At 44.6% G+C, this 17732-nt stretch carries 15 protein-coding genes and 1 pseudogene; 4 read left to right on the top strand and 12 right to left on the bottom strand.

Translation table 11 applies throughout. The annotated features are described in order from the left end of the window. Position 1: 1 nt before the first annotated feature. Complete coding sequence (locus tag ACED46_RS15990; protein ID WP_017060615.1) at positions 2-601, bottom strand: tRNA-uridine aminocarboxypropyltransferase; 600 nt, start codon at positions 599-601, stop codon at positions 2-4. A 9-nt stretch (positions 602-610) separates the two neighbouring features. Here ACED46_RS15990 and rrtA point away from each other — a divergent pair, with 9 nt between their 5' ends. Next, positions 611-1159, top strand: a complete 549-nt coding sequence (rrtA, locus tag ACED46_RS15985) for a rhombosortase (RefSeq protein ID WP_371721885.1) — start codon at positions 611-613, stop codon at positions 1157-1159. Here rrtA and ACED46_RS15980 read toward each other — a convergent pair. The 8 genes and pseudogenes from ACED46_RS15980 to ACED46_RS15945 all read right to left on the bottom strand — a co-directional run. Then, positions 1150-1449, bottom strand: a complete 300-nt coding sequence (locus ACED46_RS15980; RefSeq protein WP_017060617.1) for a helix-hairpin-helix domain-containing protein — start codon at positions 1447-1449, stop codon at positions 1150-1152. The two genes, rrtA and ACED46_RS15980, sit on opposite strands and share 10 nt — an antisense overlap. A gap of 224 nt (positions 1450-1673) precedes the next feature. Next, complete coding sequence (gene ppiD, locus ACED46_RS15975) at positions 1674-3539, bottom strand: peptidylprolyl isomerase (protein ID WP_017060618.1); 1866 nt, start codon at positions 3537-3539, stop codon at positions 1674-1676. A 218-nt stretch (positions 3540-3757) separates the two neighbouring features. Beyond that, the gene (locus ACED46_RS15970) at positions 3758-4051 is read right to left on the bottom strand and encodes an HU family DNA-binding protein (RefSeq protein WP_012604504.1); all 294 of its coding nucleotides are present in this window, start codon (positions 4049-4051) and stop codon (positions 3758-3760) included. A gap of 168 nt (positions 4052-4219) precedes the next feature. Next, a complete protein-coding gene (lon, locus tag ACED46_RS15965; protein WP_017060619.1) occupies positions 4220-6571 on the bottom strand; it encodes an endopeptidase La in 2352 nt (783 codons plus the stop codon). A gap of 132 nt (positions 6572-6703) precedes the next feature. Then, a complete protein-coding gene (clpX, locus tag ACED46_RS15960; protein WP_009847283.1) occupies positions 6704-7984 on the bottom strand; it encodes an ATP-dependent protease ATP-binding subunit ClpX in 1281 nt (426 codons plus the stop codon). An 81-nt stretch (positions 7985-8065) separates the two neighbouring features. Further along, positions 8066-8692, bottom strand: coding sequence for an ATP-dependent Clp endopeptidase proteolytic subunit ClpP (gene clpP, locus ACED46_RS15955; protein ID WP_004736080.1), 627 nt, complete (start codon positions 8690-8692; stop codon positions 8066-8068). Positions 8693-8797: 105 nt separating this feature from the next. Next, positions 8798-10096 carry a trigger factor gene (gene tig / locus ACED46_RS15950; protein ID WP_017060621.1) on the bottom strand — a complete coding sequence of 433 codons (1299 nt, stop codon included), beginning with the start codon at positions 10094-10096 and terminating at the stop codon, positions 8798-8800. A gap of 294 nt (positions 10097-10390) precedes the next feature. Then, positions 10391-10573: pseudogene (locus tag ACED46_RS15945) on the bottom strand (hypothetical protein); the annotation flags it as partial. A gap of 163 nt (positions 10574-10736) precedes the next feature. Here ACED46_RS15945 and ACED46_RS15940 point away from each other — a divergent pair. From ACED46_RS15940 to ACED46_RS15930, 3 genes are all read left to right on the top strand, one after another. Beyond that, positions 10737-12557, top strand: coding sequence for an ATP-binding protein (locus ACED46_RS15940; RefSeq protein ID WP_371721884.1), 1821 nt, complete (start codon positions 10737-10739; stop codon positions 12555-12557). A gap of 29 nt (positions 12558-12586) precedes the next feature. Continuing rightward, positions 12587-13936 (top strand): sigma-54 dependent transcriptional regulator, encoded by a 1350-nt coding sequence (locus ACED46_RS15935; protein ID WP_136974223.1) that lies wholly within the window; start codon positions 12587-12589, stop codon positions 13934-13936. A 78-nt stretch (positions 13937-14014) separates the two neighbouring features. Further along, positions 14015-14188, top strand: coding sequence for a hypothetical protein (locus ACED46_RS15930; RefSeq protein ID WP_017060624.1), 174 nt, complete (start codon positions 14015-14017; stop codon positions 14186-14188). A gap of 54 nt (positions 14189-14242) precedes the next feature. On the opposite strand, the gene ACED46_RS15925 is transcribed toward ACED46_RS15930, so the two are convergent. From ACED46_RS15925 to ACED46_RS15915, 3 genes are all read right to left on the bottom strand, one after another. Continuing rightward, positions 14243-15604 carry a TRAP transporter large permease gene (locus ACED46_RS15925; protein ID WP_017060625.1) on the bottom strand — a complete coding sequence of 454 codons (1362 nt, stop codon included), beginning with the start codon at positions 15602-15604 and terminating at the stop codon, positions 14243-14245. A 2-nt stretch (positions 15605-15606) separates the two neighbouring features. Continuing rightward, positions 15607-16362, bottom strand: coding sequence for a TRAP transporter small permease (locus ACED46_RS15920; protein ID WP_048607896.1), 756 nt, complete (start codon positions 16360-16362; stop codon positions 15607-15609). A 64-nt stretch (positions 16363-16426) separates the two neighbouring features. Then, complete coding sequence (locus tag ACED46_RS15915; RefSeq protein ID WP_016788636.1) at positions 16427-17422, bottom strand: TRAP transporter substrate-binding protein; 996 nt, start codon at positions 17420-17422, stop codon at positions 16427-16429. Positions 17423-17732 lie beyond the last annotated feature (310 nt).

Genomic DNA, 17732 nt, shown 5'->3' with positions numbered 1-17732 from the left:
CTTAATCTAAGTAGTTTTTCTCAAACACGCCCGGCGGCATTTGATTGATTTGAAACTGAATCATTTGGTCAAATGCCGTTAGCAAAGGGCTAAAGTCGCCATCACGCTCTAACAAGCTAAGTAAATGATAGCCAGCTTCAACGGTTGAAAGGCTATTTTCACTGGGTGCTTTGCGAATTCGGTAATTACCCTTGAGATCTTTCGGTAAATGAACCGTGTTCAACGCATGCAAGTTACTCGATACTTGCCACATCTTGAATGCTTTCTTCCACGTGCCATCCAATAAAATCACACGCAGCTTCTTATTGGGAGATGTCGCCGACTCAACTGAAACAGAGTTTTCGCTTGGGTATAAAATCACATGTTGATACTGTTCATCGCACAACAATGCGTTGAGTTGTTCGTTGTCTGAAAAGTCTTCGCCAACAAACGTCACGCTGTTATTAAGAGATAACGAGAGAATACGCGCTGTTCCCATCGGACGATGCTCTTCTGATGGGTGCTGAAGAATGATAAGCTCAACATTCGATTCGAGTGGTGTAACCCACTGACAAATACAAGCTTTCAAAGCCTTGCTGCATTGGGGGCAATAACGAGACATGGATTTAATGTGTACCCTGTTTTAATTTTCATTTCACTTTTATACGTCTTATTCCAATTTGAGCCAATACAAGCTTGGGTCGTTTGGGATAGCAATGCGATTGCCGATGGGCAATGGTGGCGAATCCTAACAGGAAACTTTTCACATACCAACTACTCGCATCTTCTGATGAATCTAGCAGGCTTGTGGATCATCAGCTACCTGTTTCAACCGAGTAAAAAACAGCTTGTTGTTGCTTTGCTTGTGATCAGTTTAGTGACTGGCGTCGCTCTGTTGTTTTCAAGTATTCAGATCTACGTTGGCCTATCGGGCACTTTGCATGGGTTGTTTGGCTTATTCGCGCTCAGAGAGGCTTTAAACGGCAGGAAGTCTAGTTGGCTGTTAGTATTCGGATTAGTCGCTAAAATCGCTTGGGAGCAGCTTATTGGCCCTTCTAGCACGACTGGTGAACTGATTAATGCTCGTATCGCGATTGAAGCCCACCTAGCAGGTGCATTGGCCGGAGGCTTCATATCTATCGCTTCATTTCTAACAAGTAGAAAAACGGGTCAAAGTTGAATTCTTTCGCGGTTCTTTTCAACCGTCGCTTCACCTATCCCTTTGACACTCACCAAATCATCAGCAGTAGTAAATGCCCCGTTCTGATCTCTGTAATCGACGATTTCTTTGGCTTTCTTGTCACCCACGCCAACCAATAGTGCTGAAAGTTCTTCTGCCGTCGCGGTATTGATGTTGACCGTAATCTCAATGCCTTCGTAAAGCTCAGCCTTGGTTGGGCTGTCTGCAAACACGGCAGGGCTTAAGAGCATCAGAAATGAAAGAATTAGTGTTGAATATATCGTGCGCATAAATAGTTCCTTTGTTCAAAAAACGTAACTTATGCATTTGCCGCGCTAGATAACACAATCACCAGATAAAAATAAAGCGGATCACCTAAGTGACCCGCTTCGTTATACATCTTATTTTCATCAGCTTGTTTGTTGGCTCACAAATCTGAATTAAAGCCTAACAATCACGTGTTGATTTCAGTAGTAAGCTCTAATTTGAGCTTGCTACTGAGGTAATCAAACGCTTACTGACCTTGACCCACTACGTAGTATTCAACGTCTGCGTTTTTACGAAGTACGTTTAATACGTTAGTCAGGTCTTGCTGGTTACCAACTCGCTCCAACTGTGCACCAATTTGAGTGCTGTAGGCTGGGTTGATCTCAGCCGTTACTTTAGAAAGCTCAACAACAACGATATTACCGTCTTGGTCTTTAGATTGACCGAACACAGCTTGACCTGCTTCTGGTTTCGCTAGAGCGAATACAGATGCCGCTAATGGCGAGTTACGGTCAATCGTTTCAAGTTCAGTGAACTCAAGGTTGTTGTCCGCTAGTACTGCTTCATTGCCTTGCTCAAGTTCGTTCACTAGAGAAACACCTAGCTCAACCGCTTGCTGCTCTGCTTGTACAGCAGACAGTGCAGCGACAACTTGATCTTTCACTTCAGCTAGAGGAAGAACTGTCTCATCACGAGTCTCTTCTACACGAACAACAATTACGTGCTCAGGTGCAACTTCGATAACTTCCGAGTTTAGACCGTCTTCTTTCACTTCAGGGCTCAAGATAGCTTGCATAACTGCAGGCGTCATCAGAACTTCTGGAGCGTCAACTTGAGAGATGAAATCTGTCGTTGTGATCTTCGCGTTGATAGCTTCTGCAGAATCATCTAGAGAATCTGGGAATTCAAACGCTACTTTTTCTAGCTCAGTTTGTTGCTCGTAGAACTGATCAACTGCGTGTTGGTCTAGAAGCTCTGTCTTAATCTCTGCCGCTACTTCAGTGTAAGGCTGAGCTTGAGACGCTTTTAGTTCGTCTAGCTTGATGATGTGGTAGCCGAAATCAGATTTAACTAGGCCAGTAGTATCGCCAATATTCTCAAGAGCGAAAGCCGCGTCTTCGAATGCAGGGTCCATAACATCGCGCTCAATCCAACCTAGGTCACCGCCAACGTCTGCACTACCGAAGTCGTCAGATTTCTCTTCCGCTAGCGTAGCAAAATCAGCGCCTGCATTTAGCTCGTCTAGGATTGCCTGAGCTTTCGCTTCGTCATCGCCTTGAACTAGGATGTGGCTAACTTTACGTTGCTCTTCCGTTGAGTACTTGTCTAGGTGCTCTTGGTAGTATTTCTGTGCTTCTTCATCGCTTACTTCAAGCTGAGACTTAAGCGCTTCAGCAGAAAGCTCAATGTAAGATACCTTAGCTTGCTCTGGACGAGTGTAAGCTGCTGGGTTCTCTTGGTAGTACTGTTCGATTTGCTCGTCAGTTAACTCGATGTCTTTTGCAAGGTCAGCAACAGACAGTGTCACTGTGCGAATGTCACGAGTTTGTGCGATAAGCTTGCTCTGAGTATCGATTTCGCCCTGAAGAACGAATTCACTGCCTTGAAGTGCAGTCACAAGCTGGTTGCGCATTAGGTCACGACGCATGTATTCAGCGAAGCTCTCTGCGCTGAAACCTGCACGACGTAGTGCCGATTGGTAAACTTCTTGGTCGAATTGACCCGCCGTTTGGAACTGAGGCATTTCTAGAATCATGGTGCGGATTTGAGAATCACTGATTCGTAGGCCTAGAGACTCAGCTTGCTGCTCAAGCAGTACGTCATTGATCATGCGATCAAGTACTGATTTACGGAAAGACTCTACGTAAGCAGGGTCTGCAAGCATTTGCGCGAAGTAATCGCCAAGTTGAGACTGCATACGATTACGTTCGTTTTGGTAAGCCTGTTCGAACTCACCACGAGCAATTTCTGTGTTGCCAACTTTAGCTGCTGCGTTGTTACCGCCACCGGTGATGTAGCTGCCTACACCTGCGAATACGAATGACAGGATAATCAACCCAAGGATAATTTTTACCGCGATGCTATTCACGCCTTCGCGTAATCGATCCATCATAATTTAAGTGCTCTCCGGATATGAAGCATTGGCTTCAAAATAAAAATCTATTCACGCGATATTATCAGAAAAAGAAATGCGCATCAGTAGGATGCGCATAATTTAAATAAGTTCAATGTGCTTTGTACACATACTGTTTAAGAATGAAACATCATTTTTCAAACAGTAAACGCATTTTACTGCCTTCCCCTCTTAAATGGAGGTTTCAGCAGTGAAAATTAGTTACATGCGTCTTTAAGTGCTTTACCCGCTTTGAAGCCAGGTACTTTAGCTTCTGCGATTTGGATCTCTTCACCAGTTTTTGGGTTACGACCTGTACGAGCAGCACGAGTACGAACACTGAAAGTACCAAAGCCAACAAGTGCAACTTGGTCACCAGATTGTAGCGTTGTGCCAACTGCTTCGATGAATGCGTCTAGAGCGCGGCCAGCTGAAGCTTTAGAGATGTCTGCGTTTTCTGCGATTGATTCTACTAGTTGTGTTTTATTCACTGTTTTTCCCCTATGTGTCATCTGTGACTACTTCTGATGACTGTACGTTCCATTTTGGTTTTAATTTAGCCGCAAGCCTTATTGCAAAAGGGCTGCCGCTTTGATCAATAACTTAGCGTCCAAAAAAAACGCTGACAAGCCTTTTCGGGCCTATCAGCGTAATTCTTTACTTATTTTTGCTATGCATCACTATTTTTTCACGTCAAACTCGACCCCTGACGGATCTCGTTCTAGCGCGACTTTGAGTACTTCATCAATCCACTGAACCGGGATCACCTTCAAGTCAGCGATTACGTTGTCTGGAATCTCTTCCAAATCACGCTCATTGTCTTTAGGGATCAGTACAGTTTTGATGCCGCCACGGTGTGCAGCAAGCAGTTTTTCTTTCAAGCCACCGATAGGTAAAACTTCACCACGAAGGGTAATTTCACCTGTCATACCGACCTCTGCTTTAACCGGGTTACCCGTCAAGCTAGAGACAAGTGCAGTACACATTGCGATACCCGCACTCGGGCCATCTTTCGGTGTAGCACCTTCTGGTACGTGAACGTGAATGTCACGTTTTTCGTAGAAATCTGAGTTGATACCCAGTTTTTCAGCACGAGAACGAACCACTGTCATTGCCGCTTGAATCGACTCTTTCATCACGTCGCCAAGTGAGCCAGTTTGCGTTAGCTTACCTTTGCCCGGCATTGCTTCGGTCTCGATAGTCAGTAGATCACCACCCACTTGAGTCCACGCTAGGCCTGTTACTTGACCGATACGATTGCTTTCATCCGCTTTACCGAAGTCGTGGCGTTGAACACCTAAGTACTCTTTCAGGTTATCAATGTTAACCGTTACAGACTTAAGATCGCTGTCTAGCAAGATGTTCTTCACTGCTTTACGACAGATCTTTGAGATTTCACGCTCTAGGCTACGTACACCCGCTTCACGCGTGTAGTAACGAATGATGCCGATGATTGCAGAGTCTTCAATCTCAATTTCATGAGGCTTAAGACCGTTGCGTTGAACTTGCTTGTCCAGTAAATGGCTCTTAGCAATGTTCAGCTTCTCATCTTCTGTGTAACCAGATAGACGAATCACTTCCATACGGTCCAGTAGAGGCCCAGGAATGTCCATCGAGTTCGATGTTGCCACGAACATAACATCTGACAGATCGTAATCTACTTCTAGGTAGTGATCGTTAAATGCGTTGTTTTGTTCTGGATCTAGAACTTCTAGAAGTGCTGAAGATGGGTCGCCACGCATATCAGAAGACATCTTATCGATCTCATCTAATAGGAACAGTGGGTTCTTAACACCAACTTTAGACATCTTCTGGATCAGTTTACCCGGAAGTGAACCGATGTACGTACGACGGTGACCACGAATCTCAGCTTCATCACGAACGCCACCAAGTGCCATACGCGTGTACTTACGACCCGTTGCCGCAGCAATCGAACGACCTAGCGAGGTTTTACCTACACCAGGAGGACCAACAAGACAAAGGATTGGGCCTTTTAGCTTGTTGATACGGTTTTGTACTGCCAAGTATTCAAGAATACGTTCTTTAACACGCTCTAAGCCGTAGTGGTCTTCGTTTAAGATCTCTTCCGCTTTCGCTAGATTCTTTTTCACTTTTGAACGCTTAGCCCAAGGAACGCCCACCATCCAATCAATGTAGCTACGTACTACTGTTGCTTCAGCAGACATTGGCGACATCATTTTCAGTTTTTGCAGTTCTTGCTCGGTTTTTTCACGAGCTTCTTGAGGCATCTTAGAGTCTTCGATCTTCTTCTTCAGAGTCTCGAATTCATCAGGAGCGTCGTCCATCTCGCCAAGTTCTTTCTGAATCGCTTTCATTTGCTCATTCAGGTAGTACTCACGCTGAGATTTTTCCATTTGCTTCTTAACGCGGCCACGAATGCGTTTTTCAACTTGCAAGATGTCAATTTCTGACTCCATTTGGCCCATCAAGAATTCCAGACGTTCAGTCACATCTAAGATTTCTAGAACGTGCTGCTTGTCTACCAGTTTAAGTGGCATGTGTGCAGCAATCGTATCAGCAAGGCGAGCTGCCTCATCAATACCGTTCAGAGATGTTAGAACTTCTGGTGGAATCTTTTTGTTCAGCTTAATAAAGCCTTCGAATTGATTGATCGCGCTGCGAACAACCACTTCTTGTTCTTTTTCGTCAAGTTCTGAGGTTACAACGTATTCTGCGTCCGCTAAGAAAAACTCACTTTCTTTGAATTGGTGAATTTTTGCACGCTGCTGACCTTCGACAAGCACTTTAACAGTACCATCAGGGAGCTTTAGTAACTGAAGAATGGTAGCGACAGTTCCTACTTTAAATAGGTCGTCAATTGAAGGCTCATCAGTGTCCGCTTCTTTCTGCGCTACAAGTAGTACTTGTTTGTTAGCTTCCATTGCCGATTCAAGGCAAGTAATCGATTTTTCACGACCAACAAACAATGGAATAACCATGTGTGGGTAAACCACTACATCACGTAGAGGTAGCACGGGGATTTCGATACGCTCGGAACGTTCCAAGTTCATATATTTCTCTCTTCCGCTTTAACTTATAAAGCAGTATATGGGGCTTAAACGACTGGATTCAATGGAAGAATAAAAAAAAGGAGGTAATTGCTTACCTCCTTTTTCAATTTGAGTGACTTGTCTAAAAAAGACCTACTCTGCAACAGCTGCTTGGTTATCTGAGTTGCTGTAAATTAATAGTGGTTCTGACTCACCATTAATTACCGACTCATCAATCACAACCTTGCTTACATCAGTTGAAGATGGCAGTTCGTACATAGTTTCTAGTAAAACACCCTCCAAGATAGAACGTAGACCACGAGCACCTGTTTTACGGTTCATTGCTTTCTTAGCAATGGCACGTAAAGCATCTTCACGGAATTCTAACTCTGTATCCTCAAGCTCAAATAATGCTGCGTACTGTTTTGTAAGTGCATTCTTTGGCTCACATAGGATTTGGATTAGCGCTTCTTCATCAAGCTCTGTCAGTGTTGTTGTCACAGGTAGACGACCAATGAATTCTGGAATCAGACCATATTTCACTAGATCTTCAGGTTCTACTTGAGTGAACAATTCACCGATAGTTTTGGTTTCATCTTTTGAACGCACTTCTGCGCCAAAGCCGATACCTGAACCTGTTTCTACACGCTGTTCAATCACTTTATCTAGGCCTGCAAACGCACCACCACAGATAAATAAGATCTTAGACGTGTCCACTTGCAAGAACTCTTGCTGTGGATGCTTACGACCACCTTGAGGTGGAACTGAAGCTACTGTACCTTCAACAAGTTTTAGTAGAGCTTGCTGTACACCTTCACCAGACACGTCACGCGTGATTGATGGGTTTTCAGCTTTACGAGAAATCTTGTCGATTTCATCGATGTAAACAATGCCGCGTTCCGCTTTCGCTACGTCGTAATCACATTTCTGAAGCAACTTCTGGATGATGTTTTCAACATCTTCGCCCACGTAACCCGCTTCGGTTAGTGTTGTTGCGTCTGCCATTGTGAAAGGAACGTCTAGGAAACGAGCCAATGTTTCAGCCAGTAGTGTTTTACCACTACCAGTAGGACCGATAAGAAGAATGTTACTCTTACCTAGCTCTACGCCTTCAGCTGTCGTATCACCATTACGTAAACGCTTGTAGTGGTTATAAACTGCAACTGCTAGCACTTTCTTCGCGTATTCTTGACCGATTACATAGTCGTCAAGATGCTCACGAATCTCACGCGGCGTTGGCAGCGATTCCGATTCTTTCTTAGGAAGAACATCTTTAATTTCTTCACGAATAATGTCGTTACAAAGATCGACACATTCATCACAAATGTAAACAGAAGGACCTGCGATTAACTTGCGAACTTCGTGTTGGCTTTTGCCACAGAAAGAGCAGTAAAGCAGTTTACCGCTACCACCCTCTTTGCTTTTATCTGTCATTCGCTAACCTCTTAGCCTTAACTCTCTATGCTTGAGTGTATATCAATTTGAATCACTTTGCGTTAAACAATTGCCCTGCAATTATTGACCGCGGTGATTAAGAACTGAATCCACCAAGCCGTATTCTACTGCTTGATCAGCAGACATGAAGTTATCACGATCTGTATCGCGCTCAACAACTTCTAGAGGCTGACCTGTGTGCTCTGCCAATAGTTTGTTTAGCTTTTGTTTGATCGTTAGGATCTCTTGCGCGTGAATTTGAATATCAGACGCTTGGCCTTGGAAACCGCCAAGTGGCTGGTGAATCATTACACGTGAGTTTGGAAGCACGTGACGCTTACCAGGAGTACCACCCGCTAGTAAGAATGCACCCATAGAGCAAGCTTGACCCATACATACTGTGCTCACGTTTGGCTTGATGAACTGCATTGTGTCGTAGATAGACATGCCTGCTGTTACGCTACCGCCAGGTGAGTTGATGTAAAGATAGATATCTTTGTCTGGGTTTTCTGATTCCAAGAAAAGCAGTTGAGCCACGACAAGATTTGCCATGTGGTCTTCCACTTGACCTGTTAAGAAAATGATACGTTCTTTTAATAGACGAGAATAAATATCGTAAGAACGTTCACCACGGGAAGTCTGTTCAACCACCATAGGAACTAGTGCGTCCATAATCGATGGCATTGTATTTTTTTCTTGGTAGCTCATATTCTTATGTCCCTAAAATAAATGGCCCGAATGATTAAATCATACGGACCATTGTTAGCAGAATTGTTGACCGTACGTCAACCTTCTACGTCAGATATTACTATATTAAGCAGGTTGCTGATTCATTAGCTCGTTGAAGCTAACTTCTTTATCAGAAACTTGAGCTTTAGCGATGATTGCATCAATAGCTTGCTCTTCTAGAGCAACGTTGCGCATGTTGTTCATCATTTGCTCGTTTTGCTCGTAGTAAGCAATAACTTCTGTTGGATCTTCGTATGCTGTAGCCATCTCTTCGATGATAGCTTTAACTTTCTCGTCGTCAGCTTTTAGCTCTTCAGTCTTGATTACTTCACCAAGTAGAAGACCTACAACTACGCGACGTTTAGCTTGCTCTTCGAACAGCTCACGTGGAAGTTGGTCAGCAGCTTCAGTGTTGCCACCGAAACGTTGAGCAGCTTGTTGACGTAGAACACCGATCTCTTGATCGATTAGAGCAGAAGGTACGTCGATGTTGTTTTCGTTAACTAGACCGTCGATAGCTTGCTCTTTGATGCGGTTCTTAACAGCTTGCTTAAGCTCACGCTCCATGTTCTTACGAACTTCAGCTTTAAGACCTTCAACGCCGTCAGTTGCGCCGAACTTAGCAACGAATTCTTCGTTTAGTTCTGGAAGTTCACGAGCTTCAACTTTGTTTACTTTGATTGCAAACTTAGCTGCTTTACCTTTTAGGTTTTCAGCGTGGTAATCTTCTGGGAAGTTTACGTCGATTTCGAATTCCATACCTGCTGTTTTACCAACGATACCGTCTTCAAAACCAGGGATCATGCGACCAGCGCCCATCTCTAGTGGGAAGTTCTCAGCTTTGCCGCCTTCAAACTCTTCACCGTCGATAGAACCAACGAAGTCGATAGTTGCACGAGAACCAGCGTCAGCAGCAGCTTCAACTTCAGTCCAAGTTGCTTGTTGCTTACGTAGAGTTTCGATCATCTCTTCAACGTCAGCTTCTTTAACTTCTACTGCTGGTTTCTCAACAGTGATGTTTTCTAGACCTTTCAGCTCAACTTCTGGGTAAACTTCAAAAGTTGCGTTGAATACTAGGTCAGCGCCTTCGTTGTTTTCAACTGGTGCGAAAGTAGGTGCGCCAGCTGGGTTGATTTTCTCTTTAACGATCGCTTCGATGAAGTGACGTTGCATTACTTCGCCCATCACGTCTTGACGTACTGCTTTGCCGTACATTTTAGCAACCATCTTCATTGGCACTTTGCCTTTACGGAAACCATCGAAACGACGGTTTTTCGCGATGTTGCGTAGTTCAGCTGTAACTGCATCTTCGATGTTAGCAGCAGGAACAGTAATATTAAGACGGCGCTCTAGGCCTTCTAGCGTTTCAACAGTAACTTGCATTATATAAACCTCAAAACTGGCTCAGTAATCTGAGCATATGAGCCGTAACTTAGCTTTAATTCAAAAGCAGACGTTGTTGGCTGCATCCTTGTGTAGTGCTCTATCCGAACACCTAATTTAAAATCGAGCATTGATGTCTGAATTGATTATTCAACCAAACACCAGACTAATCAGCGATATCTTCGTTCTTCACACGTCGATTAAAACGCAATAAAGCTTGTTTTCAGAAACAAGAAAGGTATCTCCGATTAGCCTCAGGACAGAAATTTTAGACGCGACATTCTAGCGATCTGTTTAATCTCTGTCGAGCCGTTCACCTCTGCATGATGATGAATGCTCTAAATTCGTCCAACTAAGTGATACAAAAACGATCAAATCATCACTTAGCACAACAGAAATGGGGACAATAGCGACTTTTTCAAGGGAATCGAGGGCTTTTTTTGCTAAAAACCTTAAAAAGAGATCTTGCTCTTGTTTTACCCCTCAGAGTCGATAACTTTTTCAACAATCCCCGTTACAAACCCTTAACCTACATCCATCTGTTCACTCTCTGCTTTCAGCAAAAACTACCGCTATTTGCTACCATAAACGAGAGAAGACAGGCTTGATTGTTTACCAAAGAAATCAGCGGAGAGCCTTCATGTTTCAAGCTTTTAAAATCCCAATACTGTTAATGGTCACATACAGTTTACTGATGGTGTTTGGCGGTCATTGGGTGTGGAGCACGAGCCATGAAAGTTTGTTAAATGATCATCAATCTAAGCTGGACCGCTTTTCTGTTCATATTTCAAGCCAATTGGATAAGTTCGCGCACATTCCCGAGCTGCTTTCAAAAGACAAAGAGCTGGTCGATGCCCTGCACTCTCCAAGTAACTCTGCGCAAATCGAACTCACTAATCGTTATCTAGAGCACGTAAACTCGGTGATTCAAGCATCCGACACCTACCTACTAGACAGTATCGGCACCACCATTGCAGCCAGTAACTGGAATCAACCGCGTTCTTTTATTCGTCGTAACTTTGCTTTCCGCCCCTACTTTCAAGAAGCGATTATTGGCAATGAAAATCAATATTTTGCGCTAGGTTCAACCTCTGGAAAGCGAGGCTATTATTATTCTTACCCCGTCTCCTATGCCGCCGAGATTATTGGCGTCATTGTCGTAAAGATGGATTTATCGCTGATTGAAGCAAGTTGGAAAGGCAAACAGAGTTTTTTTGTTGCTGACGATAAAGATCAAATTGTATTTATGTCGAGTAACCCTGAGTGGCTGTTCAAAAGCCTTCAGCCGCTAAGCGAAGTACAACACACTCGAATTCAAGAAAGCAGGCAGTATCTCGATACAAAAATAGAAAGCCTGCACTTCTCCGGCGATTTAGACAGTGCCACCAGTCGTATTGAGTCGCCACACAAACTCGTCCAAGAGCAGTTCTTTAGTTCTTCGCGTTTCCTAGCCGAACCAAGACTCACCATACGGGTATTTTCTCCAACCCACTTAGTTTGGTGGGACTTGGTTGCTTACCTTGTGGTTTTGAGCCTAATCTTTGCGATTATTTATCTAACAATGCCGCTCAACCACCATAGACAACAAAGACGAGCACAGATAGACAGGCTGCAATCCGAAGCCAAGCAAAAACTCGAATTTCAAGTGCTTGAACGTACATCGGAGTTACATGTTGAGATCAAACACCGTATCGAAACCGAGCATGTTCTGAGGCAAACCCAAGACGAGCTCATCCAAGCCGCCAAACTAGCAGTGCTAGGGCAGATGTCAGCGAGCATCAGTCACGAACTGAATAACCCGCTTGCCGCGATTCGCAGTTATGCCGACAACGGCCGATTGTTTCTTGCCAAAGAAAAAACCGATCGTGTCGATGACAATCTATCGCGAATCTCGGCACTCACTGATCGTATGGCGAAAATCAGCCACCAGCTTCGCTCGTTCGCCAAAAAATCTACTGCGGAAGAGCTACACACCTTACAAATACTCCCAGTTTTACATTCATCGAAAGAGCTGATGAAGCCACAACTCAAGAGCGAGCGAGTTAAGGTCAACGAACTCCCTGAGACCTTTGATGCTTGCGTGCTCGCCAACGCCATTCAACTGGAACAGGTGATCATTAACCTGCTGACCAACGCGATTCAGGCGGTGGAACAACAAGATGACAAACAATTAGCTATTCTGTTAGAGATTAGAGAGTCCGACCATCAACAAGCCAATACCTTGCTAATTCATGTCGATGATAACGGCCCCGGCTTCACCTCCCCTTCTAGCGGAAACTTTTTTGAACCCTTCCATACCACCAAGAAAAACGGACTTGGACTTGGGCTATCGATTTCTCAACAAATAATCAACGGAATAAATGGCAAGCTCGTTACCGGTAGTAGCCCTCAAGGCGGTGCTCGAATCAGCATAGAGTTGCCCCTTGTTGGACATGAACAGCAAACAAAAACTCAGCAATAACCAGAATACAAAGAAGTAAAGGAATCACTATGTGTCACGTCTATTTCATTGATGATGAATCCGATCTAAGAATGGCGATTGAACAGAGCTTCGAGCTCGCCGACATTGATGCCGAATTCTTTCCCGATGCGGAGTCTGCTCTGCTCGCGATTCAAGAAAACGGCTTACCTCACGTGATCATCACTGATATCTGTCTACCAGGTCTATCCGGGCATGATCTGCTCAACACCGTGATGCACAAAGACAAAGAGATCCCCGTGATCATGATTACTGGTCACGGCGATATTTCAATGGCCGTTCAAGCCATCCAATACGGCGCCTATGACTTCATTGAAAAACCTTTCGCTAATGAACGCCTAATCGAAACCACTAAGCGAGCGATAGAAAAACGTCAGCTCACACTAGAGAACCTTGAGTTAAAACGTTCACTCAAAGCCAGCCAAGCGCTCGGCCCTAGAATCATTGGTGATACGCAATCCATGACTGAGCTGCGCTCCATCATCACCCATATTGCCGACACCAATGCCGATATATTATTGTTTGGCGAGACAGGTACAGGTAAAGAGTTAGTAGCACGTTCTCTGCATGAACAAAGCAGCCGTCGAGAGCAAAACTTTGTCGCGGTCAACTGTGGTGCTGTTCCTGAAAACCTGATTGAGAGTGAACTGTATGGCCATGAAAAAGGGGCATTCACGGGCGCAGAAAGCATGCGAGTGGGTAAATTCGAGTTTGCTCAAGGCGGAACTCTATTCTTAGATGAAGTTGAATCCATGCCGATGCAGGCACAAATTCGCCTATTACGCGTCTTACAAGAACGCGTTATTGAGCGAGTTGGTTCAAACGGTTTAGTGCCACTAGATATTCGAGTGATAGCAGCAACCAAAGTCGACCTAAAGAAAGCCGCTGAAGAAGGCTCTTTCCGCCAAGATCTCTATTATCGACTCAATGTTGTGACCTTAGATTTACCGCCGTTAAGAAGCCGACAAGAAGATATCCCAGCACTCTTCCACCACTTCTTACTGGTCGCTGCGGCGCGTTATGGCAAGACTGCCCCTGCCCTTCCACAAAAGGAGCTGCACGCACTTTTGGCTCATGATTGGCCGGGAAATGTTCGAGAATTACGTAATACTGCAGAGCGTTTTGTACTTTTAGGTAAGCTTTCTCACTTATCAGACAGCGCCACTGAAACTACTCAAGAACTGTCTTTGGCAGAATTGGTATCTGACTTTGAAAAAAACACGTTGAAGCAGGCACTTATTGAATGCAATGGCAGTATAAAAGAGACCATGGAGAGGCTGCAATTACCGAGGAAAACCCTCTACGATAAGATGCAAAAGCACCAGCTAACGAAAGAATCTTATAAGGTAGAACCAAACTAAATTAGATTTGGGAGCAAGATCACCTATACTTATTTCGACAACAGGATGTTATGCAATAAATATAATAAGGAAGTGGTTATGGGTGAGAAAACAAAAGTGCCATCGATTACCGATACTTTCGAGATAGATGGTATTTTTTATGCTGACAATCATGTCGATCTACACACGCCAGAATTAGAGGCAAAACGCGCTTTGTATGAGCAGATAAAGCCTCATTCAAATCGTGGCAGAAATATAGATGAGGAGGTCTAGCGACCTCCTCATTTTTTATGGATTAAATTCCATGTCAGTGAATGACTCAAATAGCTACTTGGTTATGATCTCTGGTCCCATCAAGGTGGTTGGTAACCATGTTGATACCCAAGGTACGTAAGTGACGATAATCAGGAATAAGAACATCACCCCAACCCACGGCAATGCGGCTTTTACCACGTTCATCATCGACATCTTCGCGACACCTGCGGTCACAAACAAATTGAGCCCGACAGGCGGCGTTATCATCCCTATCTCCATGTTCACTACCATCATGATACCTAGGTGGATTGGGTCGATACCGAGTGCAATCGCGATTGGGAAAACCAGCGGAGCAACAATGATCAGCAAGCCTGATGGCTCCATGAACTGCCCACCAATCAAGAGTAAAACGTTCACTACAATCAAGAAGGTGATCGGCCCTAAGCCTGCAGATAGCATAGACTCAGTGATCATTTGAGGAATGCGTTCTTCGGTCAGTACATGCTTAAGAATCAGAGCATTGGCAATGATAAACAGCAGCATGATCGTCAGCTTGCCTGCATCGTAAAGCGTGTCTTTGGTGTCTTTATGGAAAAACGTTTGGAACACCTTGACCAGCGCTGGTTTGGTGTTGTTCTTGTCCGCAAACGGTCCCATATCTTTATATATAAAGTTGGCGATAAAGAAGGCATACACCGCAGCCACTGCCGCCGCTTCTGTCGGAGTAAAGATGCCACCGTAGATACCACCTAGAATGATAACAATCAGCAGCAAACCCCAACTCGCATCTTTCGCGGCTGCGAACATCTCGCCCCAACCTACAAATGGCTGTGCCGGAATCTTCTTAATACGAGCTGCAATGTAGATAGCGATCATCAGCATCACACCCGCCAACAAACCAGGGATCACGCCGCCTAAGAACATACGACCTACCGATACATCGGTCGCCGCCGCGTAAACCACCATCACGATGGACGGTGGAATCAAGATACCCAAAGTACCCGCGTTACAGATAACCCCTGCTGCGAACTCTTTTGAGTAACCATTTTTGATCATACCCGCGATAACAATACTACCGATTGCCACTACCGTTGCAGGAGATGAACCAGAAAGGGCTGCGAACATCATACATGCCACAACCGACGCCATCGCCAAGCCGCCGCGGAACCAACCCACCATCGCGATAGCAAAACGGATAATACGTTTCGCCACGCCACCAGTAGACATAAAGCTAGAGGCCAAGATAAAGAAAGGAATCGCTAAGAGTGTGTAGTGGCCTGCAAATGCATTAAACAGCGTTTGTGCGACTGAAGCTAATGACGCATCTGAGTGCATCAATAAGAATATTACGCTCGATAAACCGAGGGAAATTGCAATTGGTACACCGACCAACATGAAAGCAATTACCATTAAAAATAGAAATAACATTGCCATGATTAGTCTTCCTTACCGTTAGATTTTGTACTCGACTCATTCGCTTTGTTCTGCGGAGTCGAATTCAATACCGCTGTCGCATCTTCGTCAGAGCCCGCTAGCACGTCTGCTTTCAACGCATCCAGCTCTTCTTCGGCTTCGTGTCCTGCAATCATGCGGTCAAGCTTGCCTGTTACGACTTGGTAAGCAACTTGAGCAAAACGGAACGTTAGCATTGCCATACCAATCGGCAGCGCCATATAAGGAATAAAACGTGGCAGTTTCTCGTATCGCTCGCCTTCATTCAGCCAGTCAGCAAGAAACTGAAGCATCTCTGGCATTGGAATATCGTCGGTCTCGTACCATGCGCGATCGGTCGCGAATGGGTACCAATAATTCCAAGAACCGATAAGAAGTAAGATTGAAAATGCTAGGCAGCTTGTCACGGCGATGAGCGCATACACTTTGCGTAGCTTTTCTGGGGCAAGGTTGATGATCACATCAACACCAATGTGGAAGTGTTTTTTAACGCCATAAGATGCGCCCACTAACACCATCCAAGCAAACATGAACACGGTCAGTTCCAGTGCCCATAAGATGTTGTCATTGAATGCGTATCGAAATACCACGTTGGCAAAAGTAAGTAGCGTCATTGCGCCAAGGAAAAATGCGATTAGTGACTCTTCAATCACATCCGTAACTCTTCCGACTTTGGAAAAAAGAGAGGTTTCCAGTGCTGATTCGCTAGAATTTGGTTGTTCCATTTGAGGCTTTTCCATAATTGACTCCGCTTATAATTGTTTTAATAAGGAGTGACGAATACTCGCCACTCCCTTAGCGGTGTTATTGGTTTGAAGCTAACGCTGCATCGATAAGGTCTGAACCGATGTCTTTTTCAAACTTCTTCCATACTGGTTGAAGTGCAGCTACCCATGCTTCACGCTGTTCAGGCGTAAGTGTACGAACCTCACCACCCGCTTCGATGATGTTGTTTTTGTTCGCTAGGTTAACTTTTGAAGATTCTGCGTTACGCGTCTCAGACACTTCTTGAACGATAGTGCCAAGCTGTGTGCGTACATCTTCAGGTAGGTCTTTCCAGAAGTCGTTTGACGTTACAACTAGGTAATCCAAGATACCGTGATTAGTTTCGGTCACGCCGTCTTGTACTTCAAAGAACTTCTTACCGTAGATGTTTGACCATGTGTTCTCTTGACCATCGATAACTTTAGTTTGCAAGCCACCGTACACTTCTTTGAAAGACATCTTCTGTGGGTTAGCGCCTAGTTGTTCAAACTGAGCCACCAATACATCCGATGCTTGAACACGGAATTTCAAACCTTTTGCATCTTCAGGGCTGATAAGAGGTTTGTTCGCCGACATCTGTTTCATGCCATTGTGCCAAAACGCAAGACCTTGCAGGCCACGACGCTTCATCGCGTTCTTCAGCTTTTCACCAGATTCTGAGTTTTGGAAACGGTCAACGGCTTCTACGTCTTCAAATAGGAAAGGAAGGTCAAAAATGCGGTATTTCTTAGTGAACTTCTCAAATTTTGACAGCGATGGCGCCGCCATTTGAACATCACCATTTAACAGGGCTTCCAGTACCTTATTATCATCGTAAAGTGTTGAGTTAGGGAAAACTTGCATACAAGCTTTTCCATTCATTTCTGTGTTTACTCGCTCTTCCAGTAAAGAAGCGGCGATGCCTTTCGGGTGCTTATCGGTATTGGTTACATGACTGAATTTAATCACGATTTCACCAGGGTCACAGTTTGCAGCAGCATTAAAACTTGTGAGCGCCAGAGCAGATACAGACAGCAGGGTAAGAGGCTTAAACATTATTATTCTCCTTAGTAAACAAAGCAGCCCTTCAATGGGAACTGCGTGCTTTCACTAAGGCAATTAGCGCGCCATATTGACACAATTCATTAACAAGCCTTTAACCGCAAGGCTTCATCAGATCTGCCTGCAGTTGTCGCTAACTCGCTACAAAAATTAATGGGTGGAAAATGACACATAGAATATTTGTAAATGGGGGGGAGTTGACCAAAGCATCAGTGATAAATGAGGTCTGACCAAAAGCCCCTTTCACGATGATAATGCCGATCGTTTAAGAAGACTTGAACGATCCTGCAGTTAGCAGATAATC

Source organism: Vibrio sp. 1S139, assembly GCF_041439475.1.
Taxonomy (GTDB): Bacteria; Pseudomonadota; Gammaproteobacteria; order Enterobacterales; family Vibrionaceae; genus Vibrio; species Vibrio crassostreae_C.
The sequence above is the reverse complement of the archived record's forward strand: the minus strand, read 5'-3'. Positions and strand labels throughout refer to the sequence as shown.

Excerpts from the sequence above, each read along its gene's own strand:
- ACED46_RS15990 (WP_017060615.1), bottom strand. The coding sequence starts at position 601 with ATGTCTCGTTATTGCCCCCAATGCAGCAAGGCTTTGAAAGCTTGTATT.
- ACED46_RS15980 (WP_017060617.1), bottom strand. The coding sequence starts at position 1,449 with ATGCGCACGATATATTCAACACTAATTCTTTCATTTCTGATGCTCTTA.
- ppiD (WP_017060618.1), bottom strand. The coding sequence starts at position 3,539 with ATGATGGATCGATTACGCGAAGGCGTGAATAGCATCGCGGTAAAAATT.
- ACED46_RS15970 (WP_012604504.1), bottom strand. The coding sequence starts at position 4,051 with ATGACACATAGGGGAAAAACAGTGAATAAAACACAACTAGTAGAATCA.
- lon (WP_017060619.1), bottom strand. The coding sequence starts at position 6,571 with ATGAACTTGGAACGTTCCGAGCGTATCGAAATCCCCGTGCTACCTCTA.
- clpX (WP_009847283.1), bottom strand. The coding sequence starts at position 7,984 with ATGACAGATAAAAGCAAAGAGGGTGGTAGCGGTAAACTGCTTTACTGC.
- clpP (WP_004736080.1), bottom strand. The coding sequence starts at position 8,692 with ATGAGCTACCAAGAAAAAAATACAATGCCATCGATTATGGACGCACTA.
- tig (WP_017060621.1), bottom strand. The coding sequence starts at position 10,096 with ATGCAAGTTACTGTTGAAACGCTAGAAGGCCTAGAGCGCCGTCTTAAT.
- ACED46_RS15940 (WP_371721884.1), top strand. The coding sequence starts at position 10,737 with ATGTTTCAAGCTTTTAAAATCCCAATACTGTTAATGGTCACATACAGT.
- ACED46_RS15935 (WP_136974223.1), top strand. The coding sequence starts at position 12,587 with ATGTGTCACGTCTATTTCATTGATGATGAATCCGATCTAAGAATGGCG.
- ACED46_RS15930 (WP_017060624.1), top strand. The coding sequence starts at position 14,015 with ATGGGTGAGAAAACAAAAGTGCCATCGATTACCGATACTTTCGAGATA.
- ACED46_RS15925 (WP_017060625.1), bottom strand. The coding sequence starts at position 15,604 with ATGGCAATGTTATTTCTATTTTTAATGGTAATTGCTTTCATGTTGGTC.
- ACED46_RS15920 (WP_048607896.1), bottom strand. The coding sequence starts at position 16,362 with ATGGAAAAGCCTCAAATGGAACAACCAAATTCTAGCGAATCAGCACTG.
- ACED46_RS15915 (WP_016788636.1), bottom strand. The coding sequence starts at position 17,422 with ATGTTTAAGCCTCTTACCCTGCTGTCTGTATCTGCTCTGGCGCTCACA.